Source organism: Isoptericola croceus, from assembly GCF_029382255.1.
Classification (GTDB): Bacteria; Actinomycetota; Actinomycetes; order Actinomycetales; family Cellulomonadaceae; genus Isoptericola; species Isoptericola croceus.
The window spans coordinates 377,015-393,548 of record NZ_JARLLG010000002.1 but is presented as its reverse complement, the minus strand read 5'-3'; the positions used below and the strand labels follow the sequence as shown (position 1 = coordinate 393,548).

Here is a 16,534-nt window from a genome sequence, read left to right as displayed (position 1 = left end):
ATGCGGCGCGCAGGGCGGACCGCGTGGGATATCGGTCAGACGGCGCGCCGCTTGAGCTTGCGGCGCTCCCGTTCCGAGAGCCCGCCCCAGATGCCGAACCTCTCGTCGTTCTCGAGGGCGTAGTCCAGGCACTCGGCCCGGACCTCGCAGGAGGCGCAGACCTTCTTGGCCTCGCGCGTGGACCCGCCCTTCTCAGGGAAGAATGCCTCCGGGTCGGTCTGGGCGCACAGAGCTCGTTCCTGCCACCCCAGCAGCGTCGCGTCGTCCTCGACGACCTGCTGCCCGAACAGCGGCAGGACCGGTGCGACCCGGTCCGGCTCGCTCGTTACATCAGACGGGAAGATCTCGCTCCCGTCGAGCAAGTTCCACATGGTGCCCCTCCATGCCGTTCTGTCGGAAACTGCATACCTGGAATTACACGCGTGTCTTTCCGGGTCGTCAAGCCGAAATGTGCTAGGTCGCCAAACTCCACCGCGTGTTCACAACTGTCTGAGGTCGACTTGAGGTGGTTCTGAGGCGCGCGGCTGCTCGTAGGCTGACGGCGTGACCACCGCACCCAGCACCGTGACCTCCCTCCTCGACCACCTCACCGCCACCGGGGGCCGCCCGGCACTGACCTGGTACGGCGACGCCGGCGAGCGCATCGAGCTGTCCGGCGCGGTCCTCGGCAACTGGGTCGCCAAGACCGTCAACCTGCTCGTCGAGGAGTTCGACGCCGGGCCGGGCACCGACGTGGTCGTCGACCTGCCCGTCGGCTGGCGCCAGACCGTGTGGGCCCTCGCGGCGGCGCGCTGCGGGGCGACGCTGACGCTGCACGACCCGGGCAGCGGCCCGGCGGACCTCGACACGCCGTCCGCCGACGTCGTCGTGACCTCCCGGCCGGACACCTGGTCGGGCACGAGCGCCGAGCTCGTCGCCGTCGCGCTGCCGGCACTGGCCCGCCGGTTCGACGGCGACCTCCCCCCCGGCGTCATCGACGCGGCCGCCGCTGTCATGACCTACGGCGACGCCATCGGCCTCGACCCGGTGGCCGGCCGCTCGCCGTCGCTCGCGGCCCTGCCGGGCGCCCGCGACGGCGAGGGCGCAGCCACCGAACCGGCAGGTCGCACGCTCGTCCGCGGCGACCGACCGGTGGCGGCGGTGCTCGGCGAGATCGTCGAGGTGTGGGTCGGCGGGGGTTCGGTGGTCCTCACCTCGGACGCCACCGCCCGCGAGCTGGCCGCGGACGCGGCGCGGCTCGAACGGCTGGTCGCCACCGAGCAGATCGCCCGCTCCTGAGCGGTCAGGCCCGGCCGAGCGCGCGGTAGCGCCAGCCCGCCGCCTCCCACCCCGCCCGGTCCAGGGCAAGACGGCCGTCGAGCACCGTCCGACCCGCCACGAGCTCGCCCACCCGGACCGGGTCGAGCTCGCGGAACTGCCGCCACTCGGTCAGCACCAGCACCACGTCGGCACCCGCGAGCGCCTCCTCGACGTCCTCGGTGTAGGTGAGCTGCGGAGCCCGGACCCGGGCCGTCGGGACCGCCTGCGGGTCGGTGACGACGACGTCGGCACCGGCCTGATCGAGGCGCGCCGCGACGTCGAGCGCGGGCGAGTCCCGGACGTCGTCGCTCTCGGGCTTGAACGCCGCCCCCAGCACCGCGACGCGGCGACCGGCGACCGAACCGCCGAGCACCTCGGCCGTCAGCTCGACCATGCGCTCACGGCGCCGGTTGTTGATGCGGTCCACCTCACCGAGGAACGCCACGGCCTCGCCGGCACCGAGCTCGTCGGCCCGGGCGGTGAAGGCCCGGATGTCCTTGGGCAGGCAGCCACCACCGAACCCGAGGCCTGCGTTGAGGAAGCGTCGGCCGATCCGGACGTCGTGCCCGATCGCGTCCGCGAGCTGCGTCACGTCGCCGCCCGCCACCTCGCACAGCTCGGCCATGGCGTTGATGAACGAGATCTTCGTGGCCAGGAACGAGTTCGCCGCGACCTTGACGAGCTCGGCCGTGGGGTAGTCCGCGACGATGCGCGGGACGCCCTCGGCCAGCGGGGCGGCGTAGACGGCGTCGAGCACCACCGCGGCCCGCTCCCCCGTCTCGCCGGCCGGGAGACCGTAGACGATCCGGTCAGGGTGCAACGTGTCGTCCACCGCATGCCCCTCGCGCAGGAACTCGGGGTTCCATGCCAGCACCGCGCCCGGTGCGGCCGCCGTGACGACGTCGGCCAGCCGCGCCGCCGTCCCCACCGGCACCGTCGACTTGCCGACGACGACGTCCCCGGGGGCCAGGTACGGCAGCAGCGAGTCCACGGCCGTGTCCACGAACCTCAGGTCCGCCGCGGGCGAGTCGGCGGACTGAGGTGTGCCCACGCACACGAAGTGCACCGCGCTGCCGGCGACCTCCGCCACGTCGGTGCCGACCTGCAGGCGGCCGCTGCGACGTGCCTCGGCCAGGAGGTCGTCGAAGCCCGGCTCGTAGAACGGGGCCTTGCCGAGCGCGAGGGCATCGACCTTCTCCGGGTCGACGTCCACGCCCACGACCTCGTGGCCGGACGCCGCGAGAGCCGCCGCGTGGACGGCACCGAGGTAACCCAGACCGATCACCGAGATGCGCATGCTGGCGAGTCTAGGGACAACGGATGGCGCCCGGGCGAGCAGGAGGCGTGCGAGCGGGTGCGGCAAGATGAACACTCGGTCGGTACCGGTCGGTATCGGTCGGACATGCCCCCCAGATCCTGATCGGTCCGTTGTCGCCCTGCGCAACTGCTCTGGCGACCGTAGCGTGCCCAGTGTGAACCGCATCACTCGCCCCAGGGGCCGCACCATCCTCGCGTCCGGCATCGTCGGGCTGGTCTCCTTCGCGCTGCTCGTACCGCCCGGCGCGCAGGCGGCGCCCGTCGTCGCGGACGTCACCACCGCTGCTCAGGTCGCCGACGACACGGCTGACGACCCGGCCGCCGCACAGCCCGTCGCGCCCGCCTCCGAGGAGGCGGAGTTCGCCCCGCAGGCGGACACCGGCCCGGACGAGGCCGAGTCCGACGGACCGGTCCCCCTGCTCGCACCCGAGTCCGAGCCGCTGGTCGCGACCGCGGACGCCACCGGGTTCGCCGTCGTCGGCGTCACCTGGTCCGGGGACGCCGACGAGGACGCCCTCGTCGTGGAGGTGCGCACCAGCCGGGACCCGCAGGCACCGGCCGACGGCGACACCGGCTGGGACGCGTGGGAGCAGGTGGACGCCGAACCGTCGCCCGACGGCACGCTCGACGGCACCGAACCGGTGGTCGTCGGCGACGTCGCGCGTGTCCAGGCACGCGTCTCCGGCTCCGAGCAGGTGCGCGACCTGAAGCTCACCGTCGTCGACCCGGGCACGTCCGCCGCCGACGACGACGTGCCCGCCCCGCCGGAGGGCACCAGCCCCGGTGGCGCCTCCGTGGCCGCGGCCGTGACCGCCCGTCCCTCGATCTCCTCGCGCAAGGCGTGGGGCGCGGACGAGAGGATCATGACCTGGACGCCGCGGCAGGGCTCGATCCGCGGGGCGACCATCCACCACACCGCGGGCACGAACACCTACGCGCAGGCAGACGTCCCCCGCATCATCCGCGGGATCTACGCCTACCACGCCCAGACCCGTGGCTGGGGCGACATCGGGTACAACTTCGTCGTCGACAAGTACGGCCGGGTCTGGGAGGGGCGCGCCGGTGGCGTGACCCGGCAGACCATCGGCGGGCACGCCGTCGGGTACAACACGAACGCGACCGGCATCTCGGTGCTCGGCAACTACGAGACCGCGACCGTCTCGAACGCCGCCGTCAGCGCCGTCGTCCGCCTCGTCGCCTGGAAGCTCTCGCTGCACGGGGTGCCGGCGACGGGCAGCACGACGATCAACGGGCGCAGCGTGCCGCGCATCTTCGGGCACCGCGACGTCTCCGCGACCGCCTGCCCCGGGCGCACCCTGTACGCCAAGATGGGTGAGATCCGTCGCCGTGCCGCCGCGGCGCAGGAGAAGGCGGCCGCCCAGGACGTCCAGGGGTCGATCCCCGACGGCAGCTTCGTGGTGAATCCTGGGGGCAAGGTCGCTCTCGTGGAGAACGGTCGCAAGCACCTCGCCTACTGCTCCGTCGTGAAGGCGTACGGCGAACGGTGTGGCAGCCTGCGAAAGGTCACCTCGGCGCAGTGGAAGGGGCTCGTGAAGAGCACGCGACTGCAGCGCACCGTGCAGAGCAACGGGCGCCTGTTCTGGATAGGCAACGGCAAGAAGCGTGAGGCGTTCGACACGGCCTCGCTCCGACGCGCCAAGAAGTCGTCACCGTCCGTCTCCCTGCATCCCGACGCGCTGAGCAGACTCTCGTACGGCAACCCGATCGTGCGACCGGCCGTGGTCGTCGTCAATCGAAGCAACGGAAACCACCGCCTGGTCATCAACGGGCGCAAGCACAGCGGTCGGGTCGGCGGCTACCTGCGCAAGAACACGCCGCTCGGCGGTCTCGACCGTGGATACCTTGATCGAGCGAGCATGGCCCGACTGCCCGGGATCACCAAGACGACGGGGGTCGTCCAGGGCAAGGGTGGGCGTTCGTTCCTGCTGACGACGCGCGGGTTGGCCCGGATCGACGGCACCGGCGCGCTCCGGTCGTCGGCCAAGACGCAGGACTGGGGCAAGGCGCTCAAGGCGGAGGTGCCCCGCGTCGGTCGCTGGACCAGGGTCGTCGCGGTGCGTCAGAACAACAGCGGCCAGATCTACATCCTGCGCGATGGAGTCCTGCGGCCGGTGTCGAAGGCCCGGGCACGGCAGCTCAACGGCGGCACGATGCCGAAGGTCCACGTCATCCTCAAGGTCACCAAGAAACAGTTCCCCGTCGGGTCGCGGCTGTGACCGTCACACTTCCTCTACGTCATCGGTCCCGGTAGATCGCAGCACCCCAGGCCGGGGCATCTATGCTCACCTATCGTGAAGCACACCCCTGCCCGCCACGTCGCCCCGCGGCACGTACCGCCCCGGGGGCCGGCACACGCGCGGACGCTGCGACGGCACTCGGCGGTGCGCGCGCTCGGGATGGTGGCGACGGCGGTCATCGCCTTCACCGGGGTGGGCGCCGCGACGGCCGCCGTCACCCTCACCGGGAACATCACGACCGTCGACGCCGACGCCGCGCTGGGCACCGACCGCCCGGAGGTCGTGGCCCCCGAGGACCCGTCCGCCGGGTCGGCGCTCAACATCCTCCTGCTCGGCTCCGACTCCCGCGGCGGTGACAACGCCGGCGTGGTCGACGACGGCACGGACGGCGCCCGCTCGGACACCACGATGGTCATGCACATCTCCGCCGACCGCTCGCGCGTGGAGCTGATGTCCATCCCGCGCGACACGACCGTCGACATCCCGAGCTGCCCGACGTCGTCGGGCGGCCAGACCGCGCCGATGTACGGGGTGAAGTTCAACGCCTCCTTCGCGGCAGGCGTCATGACCGGCGGCGACGTCGAGTCGGGCGCGCTGTGCACGATGAAGACCGTTGAGACGATCTCCGACGTGCGCATGGACGGCTTCATCGTCGTCGACTTCTCCGGGTTCGAGCAGATGATCGAGGCCCTCGGTGGCGTCGAGATGTGCATCCCGAACGACATCTCCTCGAAGAAGGCCGACAACCTCGTCCTCTCCGCCGGGGTGCAGACTCTCGACGGCAAGACCGCGCTGAAGTACGCACGCGCCCGCACCGGCCAGGGGCTCGGCGACGGCTCCGACATCGGCCGGATCGCCCGGCAGCAGGAGCTCATGGCAGCCCTCGCCCGCACCGTGCTCGGCCAGAACCTGCTCACCGACTCGCCCCAGCTCCTGCAGTTCCTCGGAGCAGTGACCGGGTCGCTCACGATGAGCAGCAACCTCGGCTCGATCCAGGGACTCGCCGGGCTGGCGTACAGCGCCCGCGGGCTGCGACCTGACACGATCGCCTTCATGACGGTCCCGTGGCAGTACGACCCGTCCAACCCCAACAACGTGGTGCTCACGGACGAGGCGACGACGGTGTTCGACAACCTGCGCAACGACCGCCCCCTGAGCGACGTGATCGCCGTCGAGGACGAGCCCACGGACGAGGAGGGCTCGACCGCGGACGGCGATGCCACGCAGGACGAGCCGGCGGACGACGCCCCGGCACAGGACGACCCGGCCGACCAGGAGACGACGGCGGACGACGACTCGCAGGACGCGGACCCCACCCCGAAGCCCACGCAGACCCGTGAGGCCGGCGAGGAAGCGTTCACCGGCGCTGACGTCACCGCGGTGTGCGGGTGATCTCATGACTGACGAGCGACGCATCCCCCCGAGCTTCACGCCCACCGGCGGCCGCAGCTCGCGCCCACCGCAGACCGGCGACGCCATCTCCGTCGGCGGACCCGAGGCAGCACGCCCCCGGCCGGGTGGCCGGGTCGGACGCCGGGACGACGCCGTGCCCCTGGAGTCCCACGAGCCCCGCGTGCGCCGGCAGTCGTCACGCGAGATCCCGGTGACGCCGAAGACGCCGCCGCGGCGTTCCGCGGCCCCCTCACGGCAGCCGCAGTCCTACGCCCCCGCCGTCGGCAGCTCGCGGACCGGCGCTGCGCGGCCCGCTGCCCAGCCGCCCGCGCAGCGACCTCCGCGGGACTCGGGGACGCGGGTGATGCCTGCTCGGCAGCGCCCCGTGGCGGCCGCCGCGGCCGGTCCCGCGGTGCGGCCCGGCCAGCGCCGTCCCACCGGGACCGGCGGAGGGCGCCCGGGCGGCATCAAGGTGCGCAAGCGACGTGTCGCCGGCCTCGCCGCCCTCCTCGTGCTCGTGCTACTCCTCGCCTGGCCGATCGGCCTGATCATCTGGGCCGACGGGCAGATCCAGCGCACCGACGCCCTGTCCGGCGCCGACGGGACCCCCGGCACGACGTACCTGCTCGCCGGCTCCGACGCCCGCGGCTCGGGCGGGGTGGACGACGACACCTCCGGCGCCCGCACCGACACGATCATGGTGCTGCACAAGCCCCGGAGCGGTCCCACGGCCCTCATCTCCATCCCCCGCGACACGTACGCCGAGATCCCCGGGGAGGGCATGAACAAGGTCAACGCCGCCTATGCCTGGGGCGGCGCACCGCTGCTCGTCAAGACCGTCGAAGGACTCAGCGGTCTGACCATCGACCACTACGCCGAGGTCGGCTTCGGCAGCCTGGAGGGGATGGTCGACGCCGTCGGTGGCATCGAGCTGTGCCTGGACTACGACGTCGACGACCCGAAGTCCGAGCTGGTCTGGGAGTCGGGGTGCCACGAGTCGGACGGCGCGACAGCGCTCGCGTTCTCCCGCATGCGCTACTCCGACCCGAAGGGTGACATCGGACGCGCCGAACGCCAGCAGCAGGTCATCGGCGGCATCGCCGACACCGCCGTGAAGCCGAGCGTGCTGCTCAACCCGATCGACCAGGTCCAGCTCATCGGTGCCGGCACGGACGCCCTGCTCGTCGACGATGACACCGGGCTGATCGACCTGGGCCGGCTCGCGCTCGCCTTCAAGGGCGCTACCGGTCCGGGTGGTGTCACCGGTACCCCGCCGATCGCCAACCCCGGCTACAACCCGGGCGGCGGCGTCGGGTCCACCGTGCTGCTCGCCGACGACGCCGACCAGTTCTGGGTCGACATCCGCGAGGGGAACCTCGAGCCGGGCTCGACCGTCGGCGGACTCTGACGCCGAGGTAGCGCGGCGGTCTCAACCGGTCATTGCAACACCCTGATCTTGGATGGGGTGTTTGTGATGGTGCGTGGTGGGGTTGCGGTGCCGCGGGCATGGCGGCGGGTGTTCTGGCGGTCGTGGCTCGATGGCGGGGATGTGGGCGTGGCGGCCGCGGTGGCGGGCGTGTCCCGGCGCACGGCGCAGGTGTGGGTCGCTCAGGGTGGCGGGGTGCCTGATATCGATCTTGCCGCGCCGTCGGGCCGGTTCTTGTCGTTCGAGGAGCGAGAGCAGATCGGTCTGCTCCATGCCGAGGGCAGGTCTGGGCGTCAGATCGCGCGCCGGTTGGGGCGCCCGGCCTCGACGATCAGTCGCGAGCTGGCGCATCCTGGCCGGCGGGCCTCTGATGGCAGATACGTGCCCTCGGTCGCGCAGGCCCACCGTGACCGGCAGACGGCCCGGCCGAAGGACGAGCGGCGTCGACTTGCGCACCACCCACGGCTGGCCGCTTACGTCGAGGCGCGGCTGGACGGCACGGTGCGCCCCGCGAGCGGGCGATCGCGGGCGTGGAGCCCGCAACAGATCGCCAACCGGTTGAAGATCGACTTCCCGGATGATGAGTCCATGCGTGTCAGCCACGAGACGATCTATCAGGCGCTGTATGTCCAGGGGCGCGGCGGGCTGCGCGCCGAGCTGCACACCGCGCTGCGCACCGGACGGGCTCGCCGCCGTCCTCGCGCGCAGACCCGCGCGAACCAGCAGGGCCGGCGAGCGATCGATGACAAGTACCTGATCAGCGAGCGTCCCGCCGAGGTCACCGACCGGGCCGTGCCCGGCCACTGGGAGGGCGACCTGATCATCGGCACCGCGAACAAGTCCGCGATCGGGACCCTGGTCGAACGCAGCACCCGGTTCGTGATGCTGCTGCACCTGCCTGATGGATACGCCGCCGGGCAGGTCGCCACCGCGATGCGCACCAAGATCCAGGCCCTGCCCGAGCACCTGCGCCGCACCTTGACCTGGGACCAGGGCCGCGAGATGACCCCGAACGCCGGGATCGACATCGGCTTCACCGACCCCGTCGACCTGTTCTTCTGCGACCCGCACTCACCCTGGCAGCGCGGCTCGAACGAGAACACCAACGGCCTGCTGCGCCAGTACTACCCCAAAGGCACCGACCTGTCGGTCCACCCCGCATCCGACCTCGAGGACGTCGCAGAAGCGCTCAACACCCGACCCCGACAAACCCTCAGCTGGGCCACCCCCGCCGAGAAGCTCGCCGAGCTACTCTCGACCCCGTGACCAACCCGGTGTTGCAATGACCGGTTGAGACCGCCCGCAAGCGGGCGCGAGGTAGCGCAAGCGGGCGCGCGACGTAGCGCTCCGCCGGGTGTCGACCTCGCGGTCCTGGGCTACGTCGGCGAGAAGCCGGTGGTGGCCGCTCCTCGACGAGCGGCGCGCAACCGCTCGCCCTTGGCGTGCGCGACGTCGCGCAGTTCAGCCTGGAACGCGACCATCCGCTCCCGCAGCGCCAGCGACTCCGCGTCCGTCCCGGCCCCGAGGATCTGCGCGGCGAGCAGCCCCGCGTTGCGGGCACCACCGATCGACACCGTCGCGACCGGCACCCCGGCGGGCATCTGCACGATCGACAGCAGGGAGTCCATCCCGTCCAGGTGCTTGAGAGGCACCGGCACCCCGATCACCGGCAGCGGCGTGACGGCCGCCAACATGCCCGGCAGGTGCGCCGCTCCCCCGGCACCGGCGACGATCACGCGGATCCCCCGGCCGGCGGCCTGGCGGCCGTAGTCGATCATCTCGGTAGGCATCCGGTGGGCGGAGACGACGTCCACCTCACTGGGCACGCCGAGCTCGTCGAGCGCGTCGGCCGCGGCCTGCATGACAGGCCAGTCGGAGTCCGACCCCATGACGATCCCGACGACGGGCTTGTTCTCGCTCATCAGCTCTCCTCGATCTCCTCGCCCCGCAGCAGGGCGGCGGCGGCGAACGCCCGGCGGCGCACCGCCTCCAGGTCGTCACCGCTGACGTTGACGTGACCCAGCTTGCGGCCTGGGCGGACGCCCTTGCCGTACAGGTTGACCCGAGCCTCCGGGAACCGCGCGCCGACCTGCGGCAGCGCGTCCGTGAGACGCTCGAGCGTCGAACCGAGCACGTTCGCCATGACGGTCCAGCGCGCCGTGGGCTCGGTCGCACCGAGCGGCAGGTCGAGCACCGCACGCAGGTGCTGCTCGAACTGGCTCGTCCTGGCGCCGTCGATCGTCCAGTGCCCCGAGTTGTGCGGGCGCATGGCGAGCTCGTTGACCAGCACCTCGCTGCCGCCGCCCGCCGTGGGCACCTCGAACATCTCGACGGCGAGCACACCGGTGACGTCGAGGCCCTCGGCGACCTGCACGGCCACCTGGCGGGCCTGCTCGGCGAGCTGGGCGTCGAGCTCCGGGGCAGGTGCGATCACCTCCGCGCACACCCCGTCACGCTGGACCGACTCCACCACCGGCCAGGTACGCACCTCGCCGGACGGCCGGCGTGCGACCAGCACCGCGAGCTCACGCGTGAACGGCACCTTGTCCTCGACGAGCAGTTCCGGCCCGCCCGCCACGTGGGCGGCGATCCAGTCGTCCGCCCCGCCGGCCGCAGCGACCACCCGCACGCCCTTGCCGTCATAACCGCCGCGCGCCGTCTTGACGACTGCTTCACCACCCGGAGCCGCACGCAGGAACTCCGCCAGGGCAGCCCTGGCCTCCCCCGGGTCGGTGGGCAGCGCCGCCCAGCGCGGGCATGGAGCGCCGAGCTCCGAGAGCCGACGGCGCATGACGATCTTGTCCTGCGCCTGCACCAGAGCGTCAGGGCCCGGTCGCACCGGCGTGCCGTCGGCAACGAGGTCGGCCAGCAGGCTGTTCGGGACGTGCTCGTGCTCGAAGGTCAGCACGTCCGCCCGGGCACGGCCGTCGGCAGGGGCCACGAGCGCACGGATCGCCGCCTCGTCGGACGCGGCACCGACCGGCGCGTCGACGACCACCTGCGCCGCCGCCGTCGTCGGGTCCTCCACGAGCACCCGCAGGTGCACGCCGAGCTCAGCGGCAGCAGGGGCCATCATGCGGGCGAGCTGGCCACCGCCGACGACGGCGACCACGGGCGGGACGGAGGCACTGGCGCGGGCACTGGCGGGGGAGGTCACGGACGTCGAGGATACCGGCCGGGCCGATAGGGTGTCCCGCATGTCTCGCGCCCCGGCCACCACCGCACCCGTAGCCCGCGGGTGGCCGGCGCGCACCGTTCTCGGTGTGTGGGCGCGCCGCGGTGAGCTGCTGCGGTTCGGCTCCGTCGGCGCGATCGCCTTCGTCGTGGACCTGGCCGTGTTCAACCTCATGCTGCACGGGCCTGTCGACGTGCTCGCGCACAAACCCATCACCGTACGGATCATCGCCGCGGCGGTCGCGACGCTCGTCGCATGGGTCGGCAACCGCTACTGGACGTTCGCCGCCCGCCGGACCCGCCGCCGCGGCCGTGAGCTGCTGGAGTTCGGGGCCGTCAACGTCGGAGGACTGGCGATCTCGGCCGGATGCCTGGCCGTGTCGCGCTACGTGCTGGGACTCGACTCCCCGCTCGCCGACAACGTCGCCGCGAACGGGGTCGGGCTCGTGCTGAGCACCGTCTTCCGCTACGTCATGTACCGCACCGTCGTCTTCCGGGGAGTCGGCTGACCCTCGGCCTCGGCCCCACCGTCCGCTGCGCTCCGGGTCAGCCTTCAGCATCGTCTCGGCCGACCCTGCACTCCGCTCCCGGCGCGGACCTCGTCCCTCGGCCCCACCGTCCGCTGCGCTCCGGGTCAGCCTTCGTGGTGATGGAGCCAGCCGCGGCGGCGGCCTCGTGACGAGATCGTCGTCCCCGGTGGGAGCACCACGCTCGGGTCGAGCGTGCGGGGCACGCCCACGAGGAAGATGCGGAACACCGGCGGCCTTCGCTGCGCCAGCTCGAGGCGGCCGCCGTCCGCCGCGACCAGGTCACGGGCGAGCGCGAGCCCGAGCCCTGTGCTGCCTCCGGTGGTCATCCCCCGCTCGAAGATTCGCGGGGCGACGTCGTCCTGCACACCCGGGCCCTCGTCCGACACCTCGAGCGCCACCGCGCCCTTGGGACCCGACGGCTTGGAGCGCACCGTCGTGGTGCCGTCACCGTACTTGAGAGAGTTCTCGAGCAGGGTGGCGATCACCTGCGCCAACGCCCCCGGGGTCGCCAGGACCCGGTGCTCGCCCGGGACGTCGATCGCCAGCGTGCGCCCCGCACCGCGGAACGTCTCGGCCCACTCCTCCTCCTGCTGGTGCACCACGTCGAGCAGCGTGACCGCCTCGGTCGTGCCGCCCTGCGAGCGCCGGGAGGTGGCGAGCAGGTCGTCGACCACGGCGACCAGGCGTTCGACCTGTTCCAGCGAGACCCTCGCCTCCTCCACGACGTCGTTGTCGTCCGTGGTGAGCATGATCTCCTCCAGCCGCATCGTCAGGGCCGTGAGCGGGGTGCGCAGCTGGTGCGAGGCATCCTGGGCGAACTGCCGCTCCGCGGCGAGCCGGCCGGCCAGCCGGTCGGCGCTGCGGGCCAGCTCGGCCGCCACCAGGTCGATCTCCTCGACTCCGGAGGGCTCGAGGGTCGGGCGCACCTGGCCCGAGCCGAGCTGCTCCGCCGACGCGGCGAGGTAGACCAGGGGCGCGGAGAGCCTGTTCGCCTGCCACACAGCCATCGCGACTCCGGCCGCGATGGCCACCACGCCGGCCACCACGACCAGCGCGACGGTCTGCGCGGCCTTGATGTAGGCGCCCCAGGCCGAGACCTCGATGGACACCGACGTCCGCTCGTCGGTGGTCTGGGCAGCCTTGAAGATCGTCGGCTCGCGCAGCTCGGTGCCGTACTCGAGCAGCTCGCCGTCCGGCAGGCTGACGGTGACGCGGGCCGGGAGGTCGCCGGAGCGCCCTTCGGCGGCCCGCAGGAGCTGCTCCTCGCTGGGACTGTCCTCCTGGGTCTGGGCGCGCTCGACGGTCCGCACGAAGGAGTCGAGCCGGTCAGAGACCCGTCGTTCCTCGTTCGCCATGACGTACTGGGCGCCGAAGAACCCGAGCGGGACCCCGAGCAGGACCACCGCGACGGCGACCGCCGAGATCGTCGCCAGCAGGACGCGACGGCGCACCGGAGGTCAGGCCTGCTGGCCGAGCTCGAACCGGAAGCCGAGGCCCCGGACCGTGGAGACGTAGCGCGGTGAGTTCGCGTCGTCGCCGAGCTTGCGGCGCAACCAGGAGACGTGCATGTCGAGCGTCTTGGTCGACCCGACAGGGTCCGACCCCCACACGTCGCGCATGAGGGTGTCGCGCACGACGACGGAGCCCGCGTTGTTCACGAGCACCTTGAGCAGGTCGAACTCCTTGGTCGTCAGGTGGAGCTCACGCTCGCCCTGGAACGCCCGGTGCGCGGCGACGTCGACGCGGACGTCCTGCGCACGCAGCTCCTCGTCCTCCGCGGCCTCACCGTGGGTGCGGCGCAGCAGCGCCCGGACACGCGCCAGCAGCTCCGCGAGCCGGAACGGCTTGGTGACGTAGTCGTCGGCACCGGCGTCCAGGCCGACGACGAGGTCTACCTCGTCGGCGCGGGCGGTCAGCACCAGGATCGGCGTGCTCAGCCCGCGGCCACGGATCTCGCGTGCGACATCGAGCCCGTCGATGTCCGGCAGGCCGAGGTCCAGGACGACGATGTCCGCGTCCCCGGCATTGTCGATAGCTCCTTGACCAGTTCCTTGCACGACGACGTCGTAACCCTCACGTGTGAGAGCCCGCGCCAAAGGCTCGGCAATCGCCGGGTCATCCTCGGCCAGCAGTACGTGGGTCATTCCCTCATGCTAGCGGCAATATGCCTGGTCCTGGCACGTCACGACACGGCGATCTCGTCAGCCCGTGGGGGCACGACCGCACGCGCTGAGGTCCTACCAGGGTCGGACGCACGGCCCCGGCCGACGTGCCTATGGTAGCGAGCATGGGCTGGTCAGCGCGGGTGAGCACCTGGTTGGAGCGCCACCGGTTCGCCGTGGACGTCACCGGCACGGTGATCTTCGGACTCGTCGTCGCGGTCAGCGCCACGCCGATCGACGGCTACGAGGTACAGACCGTCCCGGTCACGGTGTGGTCCCTGCTCACCGTCGTCCCGCTCGCCTGGCGCCGCACCCGGCCCGTGGCCTCGGTCGTGGCCGTGTACGCCGTCGGGCTGGCCCACCTGCTCAGCGGGTACCCGCTCCTCCTGCCCGGGGACGCCGCCGTCCTGGTCGCCCTGTGGTCCGTCACCGTCTACGGGCCGCGCTGGGCGCACCTCACCGCCATCGCCTCGGCAGCCGTCGGCTCCTTCCTCATCACCCCGGTCTACGCCGTGGCCTTGGGCGCCAACCCCGTCGACCTCATCGGCGTCAGCGTCTTCTGCACCGCCATCGCGCTGGCCGTCTGGGCCCTCGGCCTCGTGCGCCGCAACCGCCGCACCATGATCGCGGCGCTGCACGACCGCGCCGAACGCCTCGAGATCGAGCGCGACCAGCAGACCCGCATCGCCACCGCCGCGGAGCGCGCGCGCATCGCCCGCGAGATGCACGACATCGTGGCGCACTCGCTGTCCATCGTCGTCGCCCAGGCCGACGGCGGACGGTACGCCGCGGAGAAGGACCCGGCAGCCGCCGTCCGTTCGCTCGACGTCATCTCCGAGACCGGGCGGGCAGCCCTCGCCGACATGCGCCGCCTGCTCGGCGTCCTGCGGGAGGACGACGGGCCCACTGCTGCGGCGGCACGGCAGGAAGGCGCCGCAGGTACGGCGGCCCACGTGCTGCCCCCGGCGGTCCCCGGGGAGCCACGGCGCGCCGACGGCGGCACCCCGCACGACGGCGCGGCCCGGGCGGGCGGCGACCCTGCCGCCGCGGTGCTCCCGGGGCGGGCGACGTCGTCGGGCATCGCTCCCCTGGCACCGCAGCCCGACGACGCCGACCTGAGCACCCTGGTGGCGCAGGCGCGCGACGCCGGCACGCGCGTCTCGCTCGTGCGCGTCGGCGCCGCACGCCGCCTGCCGCCCGGAGCGGGGCTCACGCTGCACCGTGTCACCCAGGAGGCACTGAGCAACGTGCGCAAGCACGCGGGGCCCGATCCGCGCGTCACCGTGGTGCTGCGCTGGGAGGCCGCGTCCGTGGGGATCGAGATCGCCGACGACGGCCGCGGGGCGGCGGCCGGTACCGGAGAGGCCGGCTACGGGCTGCTCGGGATGCGCGAGCGCGCGGCGCTGTTCGGCGGCTCGGTCACGGCCGGCCCCCGGCCGGGCGGCGGCTGGCGGGTACGGTTCACGATGCCGGTGCCCGCCGCCGCACCCCCGGCGCCCGCCGGGGCCACCGACGACAAGGAGCCCGCATGACCGTCCGTGTCGCACTCGTCGACGACCAGCAGCTCGTGCGTGCCGGCTTCCGGATGGTCATCGACTCCCAGCCCGACCTCACCGTGGCGCTGGAGGCCTCCGACGGGGCGCAGGCGCTGCGCCTGCTCGCCGACCACCAGGTCGACGTGGTGCTCATGGACGTCCGCATGCCCACCATGGACGGGCTCACGGCGACCGGACGCCTGACCGCGCGGCCCGACGCTCCGCGCGTCGTCGTCCTGACGACGTTCGACCTGGACGAGTACGTCCTGGAGGCGATCCGGGCCGGCGCCTCCGGCTTCCTGCTCAAGGACGCCCCGCCCGAGGAGATGCTGGCGGCGATCCGGACCGTGCACCGCGGCGACGCCGTCATCGCGCCGTCGTCCACGCGCAGGCTCCTGGAGCATCTCGTCACCGCCCTGCCCACGACGGCGGCCGGGCCGGCGCACGACGCCCTCGGCGAGCTCACGGAGCGAGAGCGCGAGGTGCTGCTGCTCATGGCCCGAGGACGGTCGAACACCGAGATCGCCGCCGACCTGTTCGTGGCCGAGGCGACGGTGAAGACGCACGTGGGCCGGGTCCTGTCCAAGCTCGGCGCCCGCGACCGGGTGCAGGCCGTGGTCACCGCCTACGAGACCGGACTGGTGCGGCCGGGCTCCTGAGCCCGCCCCGTCCGCCCTACCCTGGACCCCGTGAGTCGCGACGCCCCTGCCCCGACGGAGAGCGGGCACGACGTGGCGGCACCACCGGCCACCGTGCCGGAGGATCCCGAGACCCGGTGGTCGCAGCGCTTCACGTGGCCCGTCCTGGTCGCGGCCCTCGCCTCGGTCCCCGCGGTGTGGCTCACGCTGCTCGACGAGCCGTACCGGTCCGTCGGGTCCGTCGCGAGCCTGCTGACGGGAGCCGTGCTGCTCGGCGAGACCGTCGTGCTGTTCGCCGTCTCCCGGGACAAGTGGCGCTGGCTCCGGCAGCACCGCTGGCTGGTCGTGGTGACCACGGCGATCGTGATCTCGGCGGTGCTGGCGATCGGCCCCGTGCAGCTGCTCCGACTCGTGCGCGCCGTCGGCGCGCTGCGACTGCTGCGTGCCCGGCACATCGTCCGCGCCGGACGCCGCGTGATGGGACGCGCCTCCCTGGACAAGCGGTGGGAGCGGGTGCTCACCGGGGTGGTGGTCGCTGTCGTCGCCGCGTTCGTCGCGGTGGTGCTGGCCGACCCGACCTCCCGCAGCCGGGTGCTGCTCGAGGGCCTGCTCGGCGGCCCGGGCTACGTGTGGGCGGTGATCGTGGCCGGGCTGCTCCTCGGTGGCGCGGTGCTCGTGCTGGTGCGCGTCCGGGCACGCAACCCGGAGTGACCCTGGTGGTGACGCTCAGGGAGTGCTCAGGGTCAGGTCATACCTGGGTATGACCTGGGTGCCCCTACGACCAGCCCGAGGGCCGACGACGG

At 72.7% G+C, this 16,534-nt stretch carries 15 protein-coding genes; 9 read left to right on the top strand and 6 right to left on the bottom strand.

Annotated elements, in window-relative coordinates; translation table 11 throughout:
* Window positions 1-35: 35 nt before the first annotated feature.
* Window positions 36-371, bottom strand: coding sequence for a WhiB family transcriptional regulator (locus PZC42_RS07700; protein WP_277209678.1), 336 nt, complete (start codon window positions 369-371; stop codon window positions 36-38).
* Window positions 372-543: 172 nt separating this feature from the next.
* Here PZC42_RS07700 and PZC42_RS07695 point away from each other — a divergent pair, with 172 nt between their 5' ends.
* Window positions 544-1,278 carry a TIGR03089 family protein gene (locus PZC42_RS07695; RefSeq protein ID WP_277209676.1) on the top strand — a complete coding sequence of 245 codons (735 nt, stop codon included), beginning with the start codon at window positions 544-546 and terminating at the stop codon, window positions 1,276-1,278.
* Between the two features lie 4 nt (window positions 1,279-1,282).
* Here PZC42_RS07695 and PZC42_RS07690 read toward each other — a convergent pair whose 3' ends face one another.
* A complete protein-coding gene (locus PZC42_RS07690; RefSeq protein WP_277209674.1) occupies window positions 1,283-2,596 on the bottom strand; it encodes a UDP-glucose dehydrogenase family protein in 1,314 nt (437 codons plus the stop codon).
* A gap of 175 nt (window positions 2,597-2,771) precedes the next feature.
* Here PZC42_RS07690 and PZC42_RS07685 point away from each other — a divergent pair, with 175 nt between their 5' ends.
* From PZC42_RS07685 to PZC42_RS07670, 4 genes are all read left to right on the top strand, one after another.
* The gene (locus tag PZC42_RS07685) at window positions 2,772-4,853 is read left to right on the top strand and encodes an N-acetylmuramoyl-L-alanine amidase (RefSeq protein ID WP_277209672.1); all 2,082 of its coding nucleotides are present in this window, start codon (window positions 2,772-2,774) and stop codon (window positions 4,851-4,853) included.
* A gap of 75 nt (window positions 4,854-4,928) precedes the next feature.
* Window positions 4,929-6,266, top strand: coding sequence for an LCP family protein (locus PZC42_RS07680; RefSeq protein WP_277209670.1), 1,338 nt, complete (start codon window positions 4,929-4,931; stop codon window positions 6,264-6,266).
* Between the two features lie 4 nt (window positions 6,267-6,270).
* Window positions 6,271-7,674: an LCP family protein gene (locus tag PZC42_RS07675; RefSeq protein ID WP_277209668.1), complete on the top strand. Its 1,404-nt coding sequence runs from the start codon at window positions 6,271-6,273 to the stop codon at window positions 7,672-7,674.
* Between the two features lie 66 nt (window positions 7,675-7,740).
* On the top strand, window positions 7,741-8,958 hold the full coding sequence (locus tag PZC42_RS07670; protein WP_277209666.1) for an IS30 family transposase: 1,218 nt from the start codon (window positions 7,741-7,743) through the stop codon (window positions 8,956-8,958).
* A 110-nt stretch (window positions 8,959-9,068) separates the two neighbouring features.
* Here the strand turns inward: PZC42_RS07670 and purE are convergent, their stop codons facing one another.
* Entirely contained in the window at window positions 9,069-9,614 is a 546-nt protein-coding gene (purE, locus tag PZC42_RS07665; RefSeq protein WP_277209664.1) for a 5-(carboxyamino)imidazole ribonucleotide mutase, read from the bottom strand.
* Complete coding sequence (locus tag PZC42_RS07660) at window positions 9,614-10,849, bottom strand: 5-(carboxyamino)imidazole ribonucleotide synthase (RefSeq protein WP_277209662.1); 1,236 nt, start codon at window positions 10,847-10,849, stop codon at window positions 9,614-9,616. The genes purE and PZC42_RS07660 overlap by 1 nt, the downstream gene beginning before the upstream one ends.
* Before the next feature lie 40 nt (window positions 10,850-10,889).
* On the opposite strand from PZC42_RS07660, the gene PZC42_RS07655 reads away from it, so the two are divergent.
* Window positions 10,890-11,375 (top strand): GtrA family protein, encoded by a 486-nt coding sequence (locus PZC42_RS07655; RefSeq protein ID WP_277209660.1) that lies wholly within the window; start codon window positions 10,890-10,892, stop codon window positions 11,373-11,375.
* Window positions 11,376-11,500: 125 nt separating this feature from the next.
* Here the strand turns inward: PZC42_RS07655 and PZC42_RS07650 are convergent, their stop codons facing one another.
* Both PZC42_RS07650 and PZC42_RS07645 read right to left on the bottom strand, forming a co-directional pair.
* Window positions 11,501-12,847 carry an ATP-binding protein gene (locus tag PZC42_RS07650; RefSeq protein WP_277209658.1) on the bottom strand — a complete coding sequence of 449 codons (1,347 nt, stop codon included), beginning with the start codon at window positions 12,845-12,847 and terminating at the stop codon, window positions 11,501-11,503.
* A gap of 6 nt (window positions 12,848-12,853) precedes the next feature.
* Window positions 12,854-13,540, bottom strand: coding sequence for a response regulator transcription factor (locus tag PZC42_RS07645; RefSeq protein WP_277209656.1), 687 nt, complete (start codon window positions 13,538-13,540; stop codon window positions 12,854-12,856).
* Between the two features lie 143 nt (window positions 13,541-13,683).
* On the opposite strand from PZC42_RS07645, the gene PZC42_RS07640 reads away from it, so the two are divergent.
* The 3 genes from PZC42_RS07640 to PZC42_RS07630 are packed head-to-tail and all read left to right on the top strand — an operon-like array spanning window position 13,684 to window position 16,442.
* Window positions 13,684-15,090, top strand: coding sequence for a sensor histidine kinase (locus PZC42_RS07640; RefSeq protein ID WP_277209654.1), 1,407 nt, complete (start codon window positions 13,684-13,686; stop codon window positions 15,088-15,090).
* Complete coding sequence (locus tag PZC42_RS07635) at window positions 15,087-15,752, top strand: response regulator (RefSeq protein WP_277209652.1); 666 nt, start codon at window positions 15,087-15,089, stop codon at window positions 15,750-15,752. Before PZC42_RS07640 ends, PZC42_RS07635 begins: the two co-directional genes overlap by 4 nt.
* 30 nt (window positions 15,753-15,782) lie before the next feature.
* A complete protein-coding gene (locus PZC42_RS07630) occupies window positions 15,783-16,442 on the top strand; it encodes a hypothetical protein (RefSeq protein ID WP_277209650.1) in 660 nt (219 codons plus the stop codon).
* Window positions 16,443-16,534 lie beyond the last annotated feature (92 nt).